The sequence below is a fragment of the Cohnella hashimotonis genome (assembly GCF_030014955.1).
In the GTDB taxonomy this organism is placed as follows: domain Bacteria; phylum Bacillota; class Bacilli; order Paenibacillales; family Paenibacillaceae; genus Cohnella; species Cohnella hashimotonis.
Genome location: NZ_JAGRPV010000001.1, coordinates 2,901,945 through 2,914,506, shown reverse-complemented (window position 1 = coordinate 2,914,506; position 12,562 = coordinate 2,901,945). Strand labels below are relative to the sequence as shown.

The following is a 12,562-nucleotide window of genomic DNA, read 5'->3' as shown; positions in this document are numbered from 1 at the left end:
GCTACCCCTCCTTTTCAACCGTAATCCAAGGTCTGTCTTCTGCCCAACGTACGTTGACCGGCACCTCGTAGGCGTCGCGCAGCAGCTCCGCCGTCAGCACCTCGCGCTTGGGACCGGCCGCGATGATGCGCCCCTCTGCCATGAGCGCCACATGCGTAAACAATGGCACGATCTCTTCGATATGATGCGTCACGTACAAGATGCCATCGACGCGCCTCGACAGCGATTCGAGCGAATCCAAAAACTTTTCGCGCTCGAACAGGTCAAGTCCGGCACACGGCTCGTCCATGATCAGAAGCTGCGGATCGGCCATCATCGTCCGGGCAAGCAGCGCCTTCTTGCGCTCGCCCTGGGACAGCGTCCCGAAAGGCTGCTCGGCGCGCGAGCCGAGCCCGACGCGATCGAGCTCCGCCAGCGCCTTCGCCTTGACTTCATCGGAAATTTCCTCGTAAATGCGCAAGTAAGCGTTCATTCCGCCCACGACGATCTCCCAGACCGGGTCGCGGGGGATGAGCTTTTCAATGAGAGACGGGCCGATATTGCCGATTCTTTTGCGCACCTCGCGCACATCGACCCGCCCGTAGCGGTTGCCGAGAATGTCGACCGTACCGCTTGTCGGGAATAAATAGCCTGTAATCATTTCAAGCAGCGTAGATTTGCCGCAGCCGTTGCGGCCGAGAAGCACCCATCGCTCCCCCGCTTTGACCGTCAGATCGACGCCGCGCAAAATCTCTCGATCTTCCCGGCGCCAGACGATATTTTTAAGTTCGATCATGATCGTTTTCCTCTCCCCTGAACGATTCAATGAGCCGCGCCCTGACTTCCACGACCGATCCGAACCGGTATACCTTGTTCCACGAACCGTCCGGTCGCCGCAGCAGCAAACAGGGAACGCTCTCGATCTGAAAAGCTTCCGCGAGTCCGGGCATCAGATTGATGTTCGCGGAGGCGATCCGGATGCCCGTCAGCGACGCCTCGGCCACCTCGAGCATGCGTCTCGCAAGCGCGCACGTGCCGCACAGTGGCGTATAGACGAACAGCGCGAGAGCGCCATCCGACTCTTCGATTTCCCGCCGCCAGGATCTGGCTTCCCATTCTATCATTGCGATTCGTCCTTCTCTCTGCCGGCGGCTTTGGCCGCAGCTTCCAGCACCGCCGCCGGCATCGGACCGTCATGCACGATCAGATCGGCGATGCCGGCATCGCGCAGCCCCTTCACCATCTGGGCACGGCCCATCATGCTCGAGGAATGGACGTAAACCTCTCTCGGATGCGTGCCAGCGGCGATGAGTCCCGCGACGACGGCGAACCCGTTAGGTTGTCCGTATCCGAGCTCGTAGTCGAGCGACAGGATGTCTACTTCGTATTCGCGCAGCAGCAGCAGGCATTCTTCTGCCGAATAGGCCGCCACAAAGCCGGCGGGACAAGGCCGCACATCGTCCAAATAAACGTTAATCACGTTAATCGTCTCCCTCGCGCATCAGCTTGAGAACACGGGCGATCTGCTTTTCGTGCGTACCGTCCGCTTCAGGCGGCGTCTCCATGACAATGGGCACCTTTCGTATGTCGGGCGAAGCGAGCAGCTCCCTGAAGCTGTCGTCGCCGATGTAGCCTTCTCCGATCGGCGCATGCCGGTCCCGGCGAGAGCCCGAGGGATAGCGCGAATCGTTCAAATGCACGGCAGCCAGATGCTCCCAGTATCCGAGCTTCGAAGCGCGCGCATGAAAATCGGCCCAATCGGCGCCATCCCACTCTCCGCTGGCGTACAAGTGACAGGTGTCCAGGCAAAAGCCGATTTTGTCCGGATAGGCGCAAAGCGAACGAATCTGGACCATTTCCTCCGGCGTCTTGCCGGCGTCGCCGTGGTTGCCGGCCTGATTCTCGAGCAGCAGCTTCGCCTTGCCTTCCCAGCGGGCGAGCGTTCTGTCGAGCCAGGCGATCATGTCGCGATAGCCCTGCAGCGGGTCGTCGCCGCGGATAACGCCGAAGTGAACGACCGTGCCGATCGAACCGCACGCCTCCGCGATCGCAAGATCGCCCAGCACGCAACGCTCCATCTGAGATGCGGAATCCCCGGTCGAAGCCGGGTTGATCGCATATGCGGAGTGGCCCAGCGAGACGACCTCCGCTTCCCGGCAGTAAGCTGCGCAGCGGGATGCGTCCGCTTCGTCGACCGGCTTGGAGAAAAGCGTGCGCGGATTGGACGGGAAATACTGAAAGGCATTGCCGCCCATGCGACTCGCCGCGCGTGCCGCCTCGTACAACCCGCGCCGCGTGCTGACATGGCTGCCTACGGCCGGCATGCTAGGCTTCCTTCTGGCATACCGGACAGTAGAACATTTTTCGTCCAGCCAGCGTTTCCAGTACGATCTCGTCGCCCGAACGAGGGCACGGTTCGCCTCCGCGATCGTAAATCAGCAGCTTGTCCAAAAATCCGCCGGTCGTCTCGTCCCCGGCCGTCAACGGATGCTCCATATATCCGCCCCCGTCGGCCGCTTCCGTAAGCACTTTGCGCATGGAAGCATAAAGCGCGGCAATTTGCTCGTCCTTCAGCGCCGAAATCTGCGAAGCCGGGTGGATCATCGCATCGAAGCAAATCTCGTCCGAATAGCAGTTGCCGATGCCGGCGAGAAACTTCTGATCGATCAGAACGGGCTTGAGCCGCCCCCGGCGCTTTTTGAGCCGCGCTGCGAACGCGCCTTCGGTCAGTCGCGGGTCGAACGGATCCGGTCCCAGGTCGTGCAGGCGCTCGAGCACCGCCTTGGCGCTGAGCCGGTGTAAAAATCCGAGCCGCAGTCCCGCGAAGAACAGCCGATTGCCGTCGTCCAGCGTCAGGATAACTTGATAGTGGTCGTCGCTCTTAGGCCCTTCCTCACCGTAGAACATCCAGCCGCCGAGCATTAAATGCAGCAGCAGCCGGTTGCCGTCGTCCAGGTGGAAGAGCAGGTGCTTGCCGCGCCTCTCCACAAACAATATTCGCTTGCCCTTCAACCCGTCTATGAAAGATTCCGCGGGTTCGTTAATCGTTTTTTCGCGATTTACGACAACCTCCCGGATCATCTTCCCGCATACGAGCGGAGACAGCAATCTTCGGTAGGTGTCCATTTCCGGCCATTCCGGCATGATCGTTCATCCCTTCTCCAGCCATCTCGCGGATGGTCTGCCATCGTCTGAAGTTCGTCGAGTCCGCATCGAAACTATGTATTTATCCGTTCGCTAACCGTCCCCAAGCCTTAAAATCAACGCCCTTACATCATCGGGCCCCGCGCATACCGCATCCGGCATCGCACCTGCGCGCTCGCAACGCCGACGCCAATCGTCGGGACCGCATATGCCGGTAAGGACAAGCACCGTCGGACAACCGGCCGCAAGGCCGGCGGCGAGATCCGTGTGCGGATTGTCCCCGACGACCCATGCTTCCGAGGCTTCGATGCCCGCCAGATCCAGCGCATACCGCATCATAATGCCGGACGGCTTGCCGATGACGACCGGAGCGATGTCGCTGGCCGTCTCCAGCAGAGCCGCGAGGCTGCCCGCGCCGGGCAAAAAACCGTCGCCGACGGGCAGCCGGCGATCCGGATTAGTGAGCAAATAGTCTGCTCCCGATAGTAAATAACCGAGCGCCGCCGTCAATTGTCCATAGTTCAACCCCCGGTCCAATCCTTGGACGACAAGGTTCACCTTCGCGCCTTCGGCAAGCTCCGCTTCGTCCGGCATCGCGATGCCGGCCTGTGCAAGCGCGCTGCGCAGGCCGTGCTCCCCGATGACGAACGCGACGGCGTCCGGATGGCGCTGCTTGGCGTAATGCGCGGCGGCTGCCGCGGATGTAATGACGCGTCCGGCTTCCGCCGGGATGCCGAAGCCGCGAAGATGCTCCGCTACCTGCTCGGGCGTGCGCGTCGAATTGTTCGTTAAGTACCAACAGGCAATACCCGCCTCTTCAAGCGCCTCGACCAATCCCGAAGCGCCTTCGATCGGCGTTTCTCCTCTGTACAGCGTGCCGTCGAGGTCGAGCAGTACGGCCCTCGGCCGCCTGGCGAAGACGTCTTCGCGAAGCAGCTCGGTTTGTTGCGACATTCCATTTGGCTCCTTTGAAGCTGTCGTGCGATACATGATGCTGCCAGCTTTTATATGAATCACAATACCCTTTTGTCGAGTACTCTGCAACCATCCGGACACAGAAAGAAGCGATAGCCCGACCCGGAATCTCATCCGAGCCGGCCTATCGCTTCGATCTTGCGGCTAAGCCGCGCCATTCTGTGCCTGATCGCGTCGAGCTCCGCCCGCACGCGATCGCTCTGGCGCAGCGAAGTCCGCCGCTGCAGCAGCTCAAGCGCGCGCGACGCGTAATCCAGCGCGATGCCCGGCTCCCTGCAGCGATGCTCGTAATGCATCGACAGCTCGATATGCGCTTCTGCGGAAGGCAGCAGCCGCGATTCGGCGAGGCTGGCCGCCCGCTCCCACAGCTCGGCCGCCTCGCCGTGCCGGCCGAGCCGCTTGAGGCGCGCGGCGGCCGGCAGCAGCCATCGGCCGCCGGGCATGCCCTCCGCGACCAGCGCGGCGAACAGCCGCTCCGCGTGCAGCTCGCCGCCGTGATCGGCCAGCCAGGCTGCCGTCCGGAACAGCTCCTCCGGTTCCGCCGGGAGCGCCCATTCGGCGCCGAGCCGGCCCTCGAGCACGCCGCCGAAATGCACCGTCAGGCTGGCCAGCGTCAAAATATCCCGCTCGTTATGAATATAGACGCCGCGCAGATGCGATGCGTCCCCGTCGCTCAGATACTTCATGTAAAGCTCCGGCGCGAGAGAGCCGGGCACGTCTTCGCCGCGCACGATGCCGAGCCGGTCTTCCTCGATCCGGCTTAGCTTGCAGGAAGGCAGCGTGTTTTTCCATAAGGCGCGTGCAGAATGAAGAAAATCGAGATGCCCAGGCTCGACGCCGCTCGGCCGCCAGCCGTTCAGCACGAAGCGGCTCGTCAGCACCGGCCAGTCGAACGACCGTCCGTTGTAGGTGACCAAATGCGTGACGCCGGCGAACTTGCCGAGCAGGTAGGCCAGCATCGCCCGCTCCTCGCCGGGATGCCTGATGAGCAACTGCTCCACCGTAAATGTGCCCGCCTCGCCGTCGGCGTACCCGAACCCGATCATAAAGGGCAAATTGCCCGTGCCGACGCCGAGCCCGGTCGTTTCGGTGTCGAGGAACAACAGACGCTTGGCTTCGATATCCTCCGGCTCGATAGACGAATCCGCCGCAGGCGTTCCCCGCTTCCGGTTCTGCCGCGCCGCGATCGGCTTCAGCCTGCCTGCGCAGGAAATCAACTCGGTCAACACGTAATGGCCGTGCCGGTGCTCGAGCGGGTAGACCGCGCGGCGGCGCAAAAAGCTGCCGTATTCGCCGGCGACCTCCTCGACGTCCAGCGCGGCGAGCGACGGATGGAGCCCGCTGCCGAGCGCACCATTGACGCCTGTAACGGTTGCGCCGCGCTCCCTGCCGGCTGACGGCCCGGAGCTATCAGTTACGGCGTCGCCCATGCGTTCCGCAAAACGCACTGAGGTTCCGGTCGACTGTTCCGCGGATTCCTCCGCCGCTGCGTCACCGGGCGATGCGTCCGTCGCCTTGGACGAAGCCGAATGAGCCCGCAGCCGGTCCAGCCGATCGCGCAAACTGCTCATCCTGCCGCACCTGCCGTTCTTTGCAGCAGCCCGAGCGCCAGATCCTTGCCAAGCAAGCCGACTTCCTCGATCGGTCCGACGCAAGCCGGGCAGCCGCTCAGGCAGCCGCAACCCTCAATGAGGCGCCCGGCCTCCGCGAGCAGCTCGTCATGCTTTTCGTAGAGGCGCTGGCTGAGGCCGATGCCGCCCGGATAGCGGTCGTAAAAGTAGATCGTCGGCTGCTTCGTATGCACGGCCTTCACCTGGGGCACGACACAGATGTCCATCGGATCGCACATCAGATGCAGCGGCGCCAGATGGACGAGCACGTTGGCGAGCCCGAGCAAGGCGGATTGCATGTCGTTCGCGCTGCGGACGGCGGCGGCTTCCTCGGAGAACGAGAACCAGTAGCCGCTCGTATGCAGCTCCTCTTCGGGCAGATGGATCGGCCCGGAGCCGATATTCTCGTGCGTACGCAGTCGCATTTTTTTGAAAATCGTCGGCTTGGCAGTCACCATCAGCTCACCGTATTGACGCACGATGGCGCCGCCCGGCGACTCGCGCTCCTTGTCCACGTGCAGCACCTTAAGCTCGACAGCGAGACTCGCGTCCGTAAAATAGTCCACGTTGACCTGGCGCACGTAAGCCTTCTTTTCCGGATAGTCCAGCTTCTCGACCTGATACTGCACGCCCTCGTGCAAATAGATCGCTTCCTCGTGGATGAGCGTCGGCGCGCCGAACCGGTCGACCTCGCCGAGCACGCGGTGGCCTTCCGTCATGTCGATAATGACGAAATTCTCCTGCGCCGCGGAGCGAAGCGAGATGCCGTGCGCCGGGAACGCCTGCTCCATCCAGTACCAGCGGCCGGCGTTCTCGTGCAGCACCTTCTCTTCCGCAAGAAATTCGAGCAGATCGACTAGCTTCTCCCCGCCGAACGTATCCCCGGCTTCGAACGGCAGCTCGTACGCGGCGCACTTGATATGATCGAGCAAAATCAACAGGTTGTCCGGATGGATGCGCGCTTCCTCCGGCGGACGTCCTAGAAAATAATCCGGGTGCTGAATCAAGTATTGATCGAGCGGGTTGCTGCTGGCGACGAGAAACGTAACGGAGCTGCCGTGCCGGCGTCCCGCCCGTCCGGACTGCTGCCACGTGCTGGCGATGGAGCCCGGGTAGCCGTTAAGCACGCAGGCTTGCAGCTGGCCGATATCGATGCCGAGCTCGAGCGCGTTGGTGCTGACGACGCCGCGAATCTCGCCGCTTCGCAGCCCCTTCTCGATCTCGCGCCGCAGCTTCGGCAGATAACCGCCCCGATAGCCGCGAATCGACTTTGGCCCGAATTCCCGTTTGGTCAGCTCCTGCAGGTAAGTGAGCAAGATCTCTACGCGGACGCGGCTGCGCGCGAATACGATCGTCTGAATGCCGCTGCGAAGCAGCAGCGACGCCAGCTTTTGCGATTCCAGCACGCTCGAACGCCGGATGCCGAGCTGCCGGTTGACGACGGGCGGATTGTAGAAAACAAGATGCTTCTCCCCTGCCGGCGCGCCATTGTCGTCGACGAGCGCGAACGGCTCCTCGATCAGACGTTCGGCGTGCTCGCGCGGATTGGCGATCGTAGCGGAAGCGCACAAAAACTGCGGATTGCTTCCGTAAAACCGGCAAATTCGCTTCAACCTGCGGATGACGTTGGCCACATGGCTGCCGAACACGCCGCGATAAGCGTGCAGTTCGTCGATGACGATATATTTCAGGTTTTCAAACAGCTTGACCCACTTCGTGTGATGCGGCAGGATGGCCGAGTGGAGCATATCCGGGTTCGTCACGACGATATGGCCGGCGTTGCGAATGACCTGACGGACGGTGGGCGGCGTATCGCCGTCGTACGTATGCGTCTTGATATCGACCTCCATCGCGTCGGCCAGCTCCTGCAGCTCGGCCACCTGGTCCTGGGCGAGGGCCTTTGTCGGGAACAGATAAAGCGCCCTCGCGCTCGGATCGGTCAAAAGCCGCTGCAGCACCGGCAGGTTGTAGCACAGCGTCTTACCGGACGCCGTCGGCGTGACGGTCACGACGTGACGGCCGGCGCGGACCGACTCGAAGGCCAAAGCCTGGTGGGTATAGAGCGAAGCGATATTCCTCGCCCCGAGCGCGGCGGCCAGCCTCGGATCGAGCTCCGGCGGAAAGGGCGAGGTCCGCGCGGGCCGGGCAGGCTGCGTATGCCAGTAGGTCACGTTTTCCATGATCTCCCGGTTCAGCTTCAGATGCTCCAGCCATTCCTCCATCGTCGCCGCTTTTCCCGTCAAAGGGTTCATGCCGCATCGCTCCATTCCTTTTGCGTATCGTTCGTTTGCGTCTTGTATTCCTCATTGTACAGAATGTACGTTCGCACGGCAACGGCTTGTCGGCTGGCCGGGCAATGTCAATCTATTTCCCCGAATCGGGAAATGATTGCGGCGATGCATTCTGCGTTTATTTGTGTGAATTGTCACGCAATTGCAATAACAGTGTCGAACAGAATCGTTAACGGCGGAGTCCGGTCGAAAATCAGGCTAGCAACCGTGCGATTTCCGTTACTCCATGTCGCATCCTGCGCTTTCCGGGGAAATGATCGCTTATTGCCCGCTTGTTTCGTCAACGGCGAAGAGCCGTCCCGTCCGCTCGCGCGATCGGGACAGCTTGCTTGGCCTATTTCCAACCGCCGTGGGTTAAGCCTTGTCGACGTTAAAATACCTGGCGTCCGGATGCGCGAATACCATCGCGGATACCGACGCTTCCGGCTCCATCATGAAGCCTTCGGTCAGCTGAACGCCGATGTCTTCGGGCTTCATCAGCTCGAACAGCGGCCCCTGATCTTCGAGATCCGGGCAAGCCGGGTAGCCGAACGACACGCGGATGCCCTGGTACCTGGCGCCGAAGCGCTGCTTCATCGTCATGTCGGCCGGGTCCGGGAAGCCCCAGTTGTCGCGCATGATCTGGTGCACCCTCTCCGCCATGCCTTCCGCCACCTCGAGCGCGGTCGCGAGCAGCGCATGCGAGCGCAAGTAGTCGCCGCTCTCCTTCCACTTCTCAGCCTGCTCGCGCGTACCGTTGCCTGCCGTCACGACGAGGAAGCCGACAGTATCCATAACGCCGCTGTCCACGGGCTTCAGGAAGTCCGCCAGGCACAGGAACGGCTCCACCGCCTGCCGCGGAAACGTGAACTTCTTGATCACCGTCTTGCGGTCGGCCGGATCGTAGATCAAAATGTCGTTGCCGTCTCCCTGCGCCGGGAAAAAGCGGTACATCGCCTGCGGCTTCAGCCAGCCGTTCGTCTGGGCGTCGGCCATAATGCCGTCGATCGTGTCCTTCAGCTGCGTCGTGCGCTCGTCTCCCGCCTTGAGCAGCTCCTCGACGTTGCCTTTAAGACCGAGATGGTGACCCATCAGCATCTGCAGGTTCACGTACGGCAGCACGTGCGCGAGCGGGTAATCGCGCAGGACGTGGCGATCGTAATCCGGCGGCGCGAATACGGGCGCGTCCGGCGATACGCTGGCGCTGCGCGCGCGCGTCGGCGCGGGCATCGCCGGCTTCTCCTCCTCGCGCTCGAGCGTGGCGAGCGCGGTCCGGTGCTCTTGCTCGATCGCGGCGCGCTGCGCGGGATCGCTCAGTTTGTTGGCGATGTCGAGCCCGTCCATCGCGTCCTTGGCATAGAGCACGACACCGTCGTATTCGGGCGCGATCCGCGTCTTTGTGAACTTGCGCGTCAGCGCAGCGCCGCCGACGAGGATCGGGGCGTCGATGCCGGCGCTCTTCAGGTCCTGCGCGGTCAGCACCATTTGCTGCGCGCTTTTGACTAGCAGGCCCGACAGTCCGATCGCGTCCGGCTTCTCCTCGCGGTACGCGGCGATGAGCTGGTCCGGCGGCACCTTGATGCCGAGGTTGACGATCTTGTAGCCATTGTTCGAGAGAATGATCTCGACGAGGTTTTTGCCGATATCGTGGACGTCGCCTTTGACCGTCGCAAGCATAATTTTGCCTTTCACGGCGGAGTCCGCCTTTTCCATGTGCGGCTCCAGATGCGCGACCGACGCCTTCATAACCTCCGCGCTCTGCAGCACCTCGGCCACGATCAGCTCATTGTTGTTAAAAAGACGTCCGACCTCCGACATCCCCGCCATAAGCGGACCGTTGATGATGTCGAGCGGCGCGTACTTCGCAAGCGCCTCGTCGAGATCGGCGTGCAGTCCTTCCTTGCTGCCTTCGACGACATAGCCGGCCAGACGCTCTTCAAGCGGCAGGTTTTCGGCTTTGACCTTCTTTTCTACCTTCTTGTCCCGGAAGGCGGCCACGAATTCGGCAAGCGTCTCGTCGTTCGTATTGTAGAGCAGCTCTTCGGCAAGTCTGCGTTCATGCTCGGGAATGGACGCGTAGCGCTCGAGCTTTTCCGTATTGACGATCGCGTAGTCGAGCCCCGCCTTCGTGCATTCGTAAAGAAACACGGAGTTCAGCACCTCGCGGCCGGCCTCGGGAAGTCCGAACGAGATGTTGCTGACGCCGAGAATCGTCTGGCACTTCGGCAGACGCTCCTTGATGAGACGGATGCCTTCGATCGTCTCCTTGGCGGAACCGATATATTGCTCGTCGCCGGTACCGACGGGAAAGACGAGGGCGTCGAATATAAGGTCCTCCGCCTGCAAGCCGTACTTGTTCACCAGCAGGTCATGCGAACGGACAGCCACCTCAAGCTTGTCTTCCCGCGTGATCGCCTGCCCGCGCTCGTCGATCGTGCCGACGACGACGGCCGCGCCGTATTTGTGAAGGATCGGCACGACCTTTTCGAACTTCTCCTCGCCGTCCTCAAGATTAATGGAGTTAATTAATGTTTTGCCCTGGATGTATTTGAGCGACATATCGATGACGGCCGGATCGGTCGTATCGACCATCAGCGGCGCTTTGACCTTTTTCGTGACGAAGTCGAGAAATTTCTTCATGTCTTCCGTCTCGTCGCGGTCCGGATCCTGCAGGCAGACGTCGATGACATGTGCGCCGCTCTTCACCTGGGCGCGCGCGATCTCTGACGCCTCCTCGTACTTGCCCTCGGCGATGAGCCGCTTGAACTTGCGGGAGCCGAGTACGTTCGTCCGTTCGCCTACCATGTAAGGGCGATTTTCGCTCTCGATATACACCGTCTCGATGCCGGATACGGCAGGCGGATGCTCGCCTGCCTGAACGCGCGGCGCCACGTCGGCCATCGCATCCGCGATCGCCTTGATATGCGCCGGCGTCGTGCCGCAGCAGCCGCCCGCGATGTTGATCCAGCCCTGTTCGGCGAATGCGCGCAGCTTGCGCGCGAGCGAATCGGGCGACTCGTGATAATGTCCGTTCTCGTCCGGCAGCCCTGCGTTCGGATAGCAGCTGACGCCGGACTTCGCAATCGCGGACAGCGTACGGATATGATCCCGCATGAACTCGGGGCCGGTCGCGCAGTTCAAGCCGAACGACACCGGGTTCAGGTGCTCGAGCGAAACGTAAAACGATTCGATATTCTGGCCTGCCAGCGTCGTGCCCATCGGCTCGATCGTGCCGCTGATCATGATCGGCAGCGTGCGCCCCATCCGCTCGAACGCCGCCCTGACGCCGATGCTCGCCGCCTTGACGTTAAGCGTATCCTGGCAAGTCTCGATCAGGATCGCATCCACGCCGCCTTCCATAAGCGCCACGACTTGCTCGCGGTAATCCTCGACCAGTTGATCGAATGTCACGCCGCCCGTTACCGACAACGTCTTGGTCGTCGGACCCAGCGCGCCAGCTGCATATCGCGGCTTGTCCGGCGTCGAATACTTGTCGCAAGCCTCGCGCGCGAGCCTAGCCGCGGCCAGGTTGATCTCTCTCGCCTTTTCGGGAATGTCGTATTCAGCCAGCACGACCGACGTCGAGCCGAACGTGTTGGTCTCGATAATGTCCGAGCCCGCCGCGAGATATTGCTCATGAATGCATTGGATGACATCAGGGCGGGTCAGCACGAGCATTTCGTTGCAGCCCTCGAGCTCTTCGCCTCCGAAATCTTCCGCCGTCAGGTTCGCCTGCTGAATCATCGTGCCCATAGCGCCGTCGAGGATGAGGATCCGCTTCTTCAGCAGCTCTTGCAATGGGGCTTTCTTATCGGTTAAAGTCATATTTAGACGTATCATCCTTTTCCGGGTAACTTCATGGGTAAAATCATTAACCTCTATAGTAGCAGAATGTTTTATTCACGAAAAGATCAGGTTGGATGTGTCGACAAATAGCGTGCCAGCGATTATAATTTAGTCAACAAATACTTAAATTCATAGTGGGAAAGAAGGAATAACAAATGGCAAAAGTTCGCGTACGCAATACGAACGAGCTGATCGAAGGCGAAGACAACGTCCGTTCCTTCCTTGACAAACAAGGCGTGCTTTACGAACATTGGAATCCTTCCAAGCTGCCCGAGCGTCTGCAGGAGAACTTCGAATTAAGCGCTGACGACAAAACCGAGATCCTTTCGACCTTCGACGCCGAGATTCGCGATTTGGCCGGCCGCCGCGGCTACAAGACTTGGGATATCGTCGTATTGTCCGAATCGACGCCGAATATCGAGGAATTACTGAAGAAGTTCGAGCAGATCCATACGCACACCGAAGACGAAGTCCGGGCGATCACGGCCGGCGAAGGCATCTTCATTATCCGCGGCGACGAAGCGACCGGATATTTCGACGTCATCCTGAGCGCAGGCGACGTTATCTCCGTTCCGGAGGGCAGCGTTCACTTCTTCACCCTGACTGAATCCAAGAAGGTCGTCGCCGTCCGCCTGTTCATCGAGACCGAGGGCTGGATCGCGCATCCTTACGAGGATCCTGCGTTCGTTAAATAAACAGCTTTCGATCGCGTTAAAAAGCGCCGAATCCCTCTCATCG

Annotated in this window: 10 protein-coding genes; 1 reads left to right on the top strand and 9 read right to left on the bottom strand. The window is 61.0% G+C overall.

Annotation, left to right across the window (positions count from 1 at the left end; genetic code table 11):
* Position 1: 1 nt before the first annotated feature.
* The 9 genes from KB449_RS11720 to metH form a co-directional block, all read right to left on the bottom strand.
* Entirely contained in the window at positions 2–775 is a 774-nt protein-coding gene (locus tag KB449_RS11720) for an ABC transporter ATP-binding protein (protein ID WP_282908544.1), read from the bottom strand.
* A complete protein-coding gene (locus KB449_RS11715; RefSeq protein WP_282908543.1) occupies positions 762–1,103 on the bottom strand; it encodes a thioredoxin family protein in 342 nt (113 codons plus the stop codon). Before KB449_RS11715 ends, KB449_RS11720 begins: the two co-directional genes overlap by 14 nt.
* A complete protein-coding gene (locus KB449_RS11710) occupies positions 1,100–1,459 on the bottom strand; it encodes a cyclic-phosphate processing receiver domain-containing protein (RefSeq protein ID WP_282908542.1) in 360 nt (119 codons plus the stop codon). The genes KB449_RS11715 and KB449_RS11710 overlap by 4 nt, the downstream gene beginning before the upstream one ends.
* 1 nt (position 1,460) lies before the next feature.
* Positions 1,461–2,303, bottom strand: a complete 843-nt coding sequence (locus KB449_RS11705) for a deoxyribonuclease IV (protein WP_282908541.1) — start codon at positions 2,301–2,303, stop codon at positions 1,461–1,463.
* A 1-nt stretch (position 2,304) separates the two neighbouring features.
* On the bottom strand, positions 2,305–3,123 hold the full coding sequence (locus tag KB449_RS11700; protein WP_282908540.1) for an Fpg/Nei family DNA glycosylase: 819 nt from the start codon (positions 3,121–3,123) through the stop codon (positions 2,305–2,307).
* Between the two features lie 93 nt (positions 3,124–3,216).
* On the bottom strand, positions 3,217–4,077 hold the full coding sequence (locus tag KB449_RS11695; protein ID WP_282908539.1) for an HAD-IIA family hydrolase: 861 nt from the start codon (positions 4,075–4,077) through the stop codon (positions 3,217–3,219).
* Positions 4,078–4,208: 131 nt separating this feature from the next.
* Entirely contained in the window at positions 4,209–5,669 is a 1,461-nt protein-coding gene (locus KB449_RS11690; RefSeq protein WP_282908538.1) for a ribonuclease H-like domain-containing protein, read from the bottom strand.
* On the bottom strand, positions 5,666–7,960 hold the full coding sequence (locus tag KB449_RS11685; RefSeq protein ID WP_282908537.1) for a DEAD/DEAH box helicase: 2,295 nt from the start codon (positions 7,958–7,960) through the stop codon (positions 5,666–5,668). Before KB449_RS11685 ends, KB449_RS11690 begins: the two co-directional genes overlap by 4 nt.
* Positions 7,961–8,353: 393 nt before the next feature.
* Complete coding sequence (metH, locus tag KB449_RS11680) at positions 8,354–11,803, bottom strand: methionine synthase (RefSeq protein ID WP_282908536.1); 3,450 nt, start codon at positions 11,801–11,803, stop codon at positions 8,354–8,356.
* A 176-nt stretch (positions 11,804–11,979) separates the two neighbouring features.
* On the opposite strand from metH, the gene KB449_RS11675 reads away from it, so the two are divergent.
* Entirely contained in the window at positions 11,980–12,519 is a 540-nt protein-coding gene (locus KB449_RS11675) for a cupin domain-containing protein (protein WP_282908535.1), read from the top strand.
* The last annotated feature ends 43 nt before the right edge of the window (positions 12,520–12,562 follow it).

Bases quoted from the DNA above. Each gene is read 5' to 3' on its own strand.
- KB449_RS11720 (WP_282908544.1), bottom strand. From the start codon at position 775: ATGATCGAACTTAAAAATATCGTCTGGCGCCGGGAAGATCGAGAGATT.
- KB449_RS11715 (WP_282908543.1), bottom strand. From the start codon at position 1,103: ATGATAGAATGGGAAGCCAGATCCTGGCGGCGGGAAATCGAAGAGTCG.
- KB449_RS11705 (WP_282908541.1), bottom strand. From the start codon at position 2,303: ATGCCGGCCGTAGGCAGCCATGTCAGCACGCGGCGCGGGTTGTACGAG.
- KB449_RS11700 (WP_282908540.1), bottom strand. From the start codon at position 3,123: ATGCCGGAATGGCCGGAAATGGACACCTACCGAAGATTGCTGTCTCCG.
- KB449_RS11695 (WP_282908539.1), bottom strand. From the start codon at position 4,077: ATGTCGCAACAAACCGAGCTGCTTCGCGAAGACGTCTTCGCCAGGCGG.
- KB449_RS11690 (WP_282908538.1), bottom strand. From the start codon at position 5,669: ATGAGCAGTTTGCGCGATCGGCTGGACCGGCTGCGGGCTCATTCGGCT.
- KB449_RS11685 (WP_282908537.1), bottom strand. From the start codon at position 7,960: ATGAACCCTTTGACGGGAAAAGCGGCGACGATGGAGGAATGGCTGGAG.
- metH (WP_282908536.1), bottom strand. From the start codon at position 11,803: ATGACTTTAACCGATAAGAAAGCCCCATTGCAAGAGCTGCTGAAGAAG.
- KB449_RS11675 (WP_282908535.1), top strand. From the start codon at position 11,980: ATGGCAAAAGTTCGCGTACGCAATACGAACGAGCTGATCGAAGGCGAA.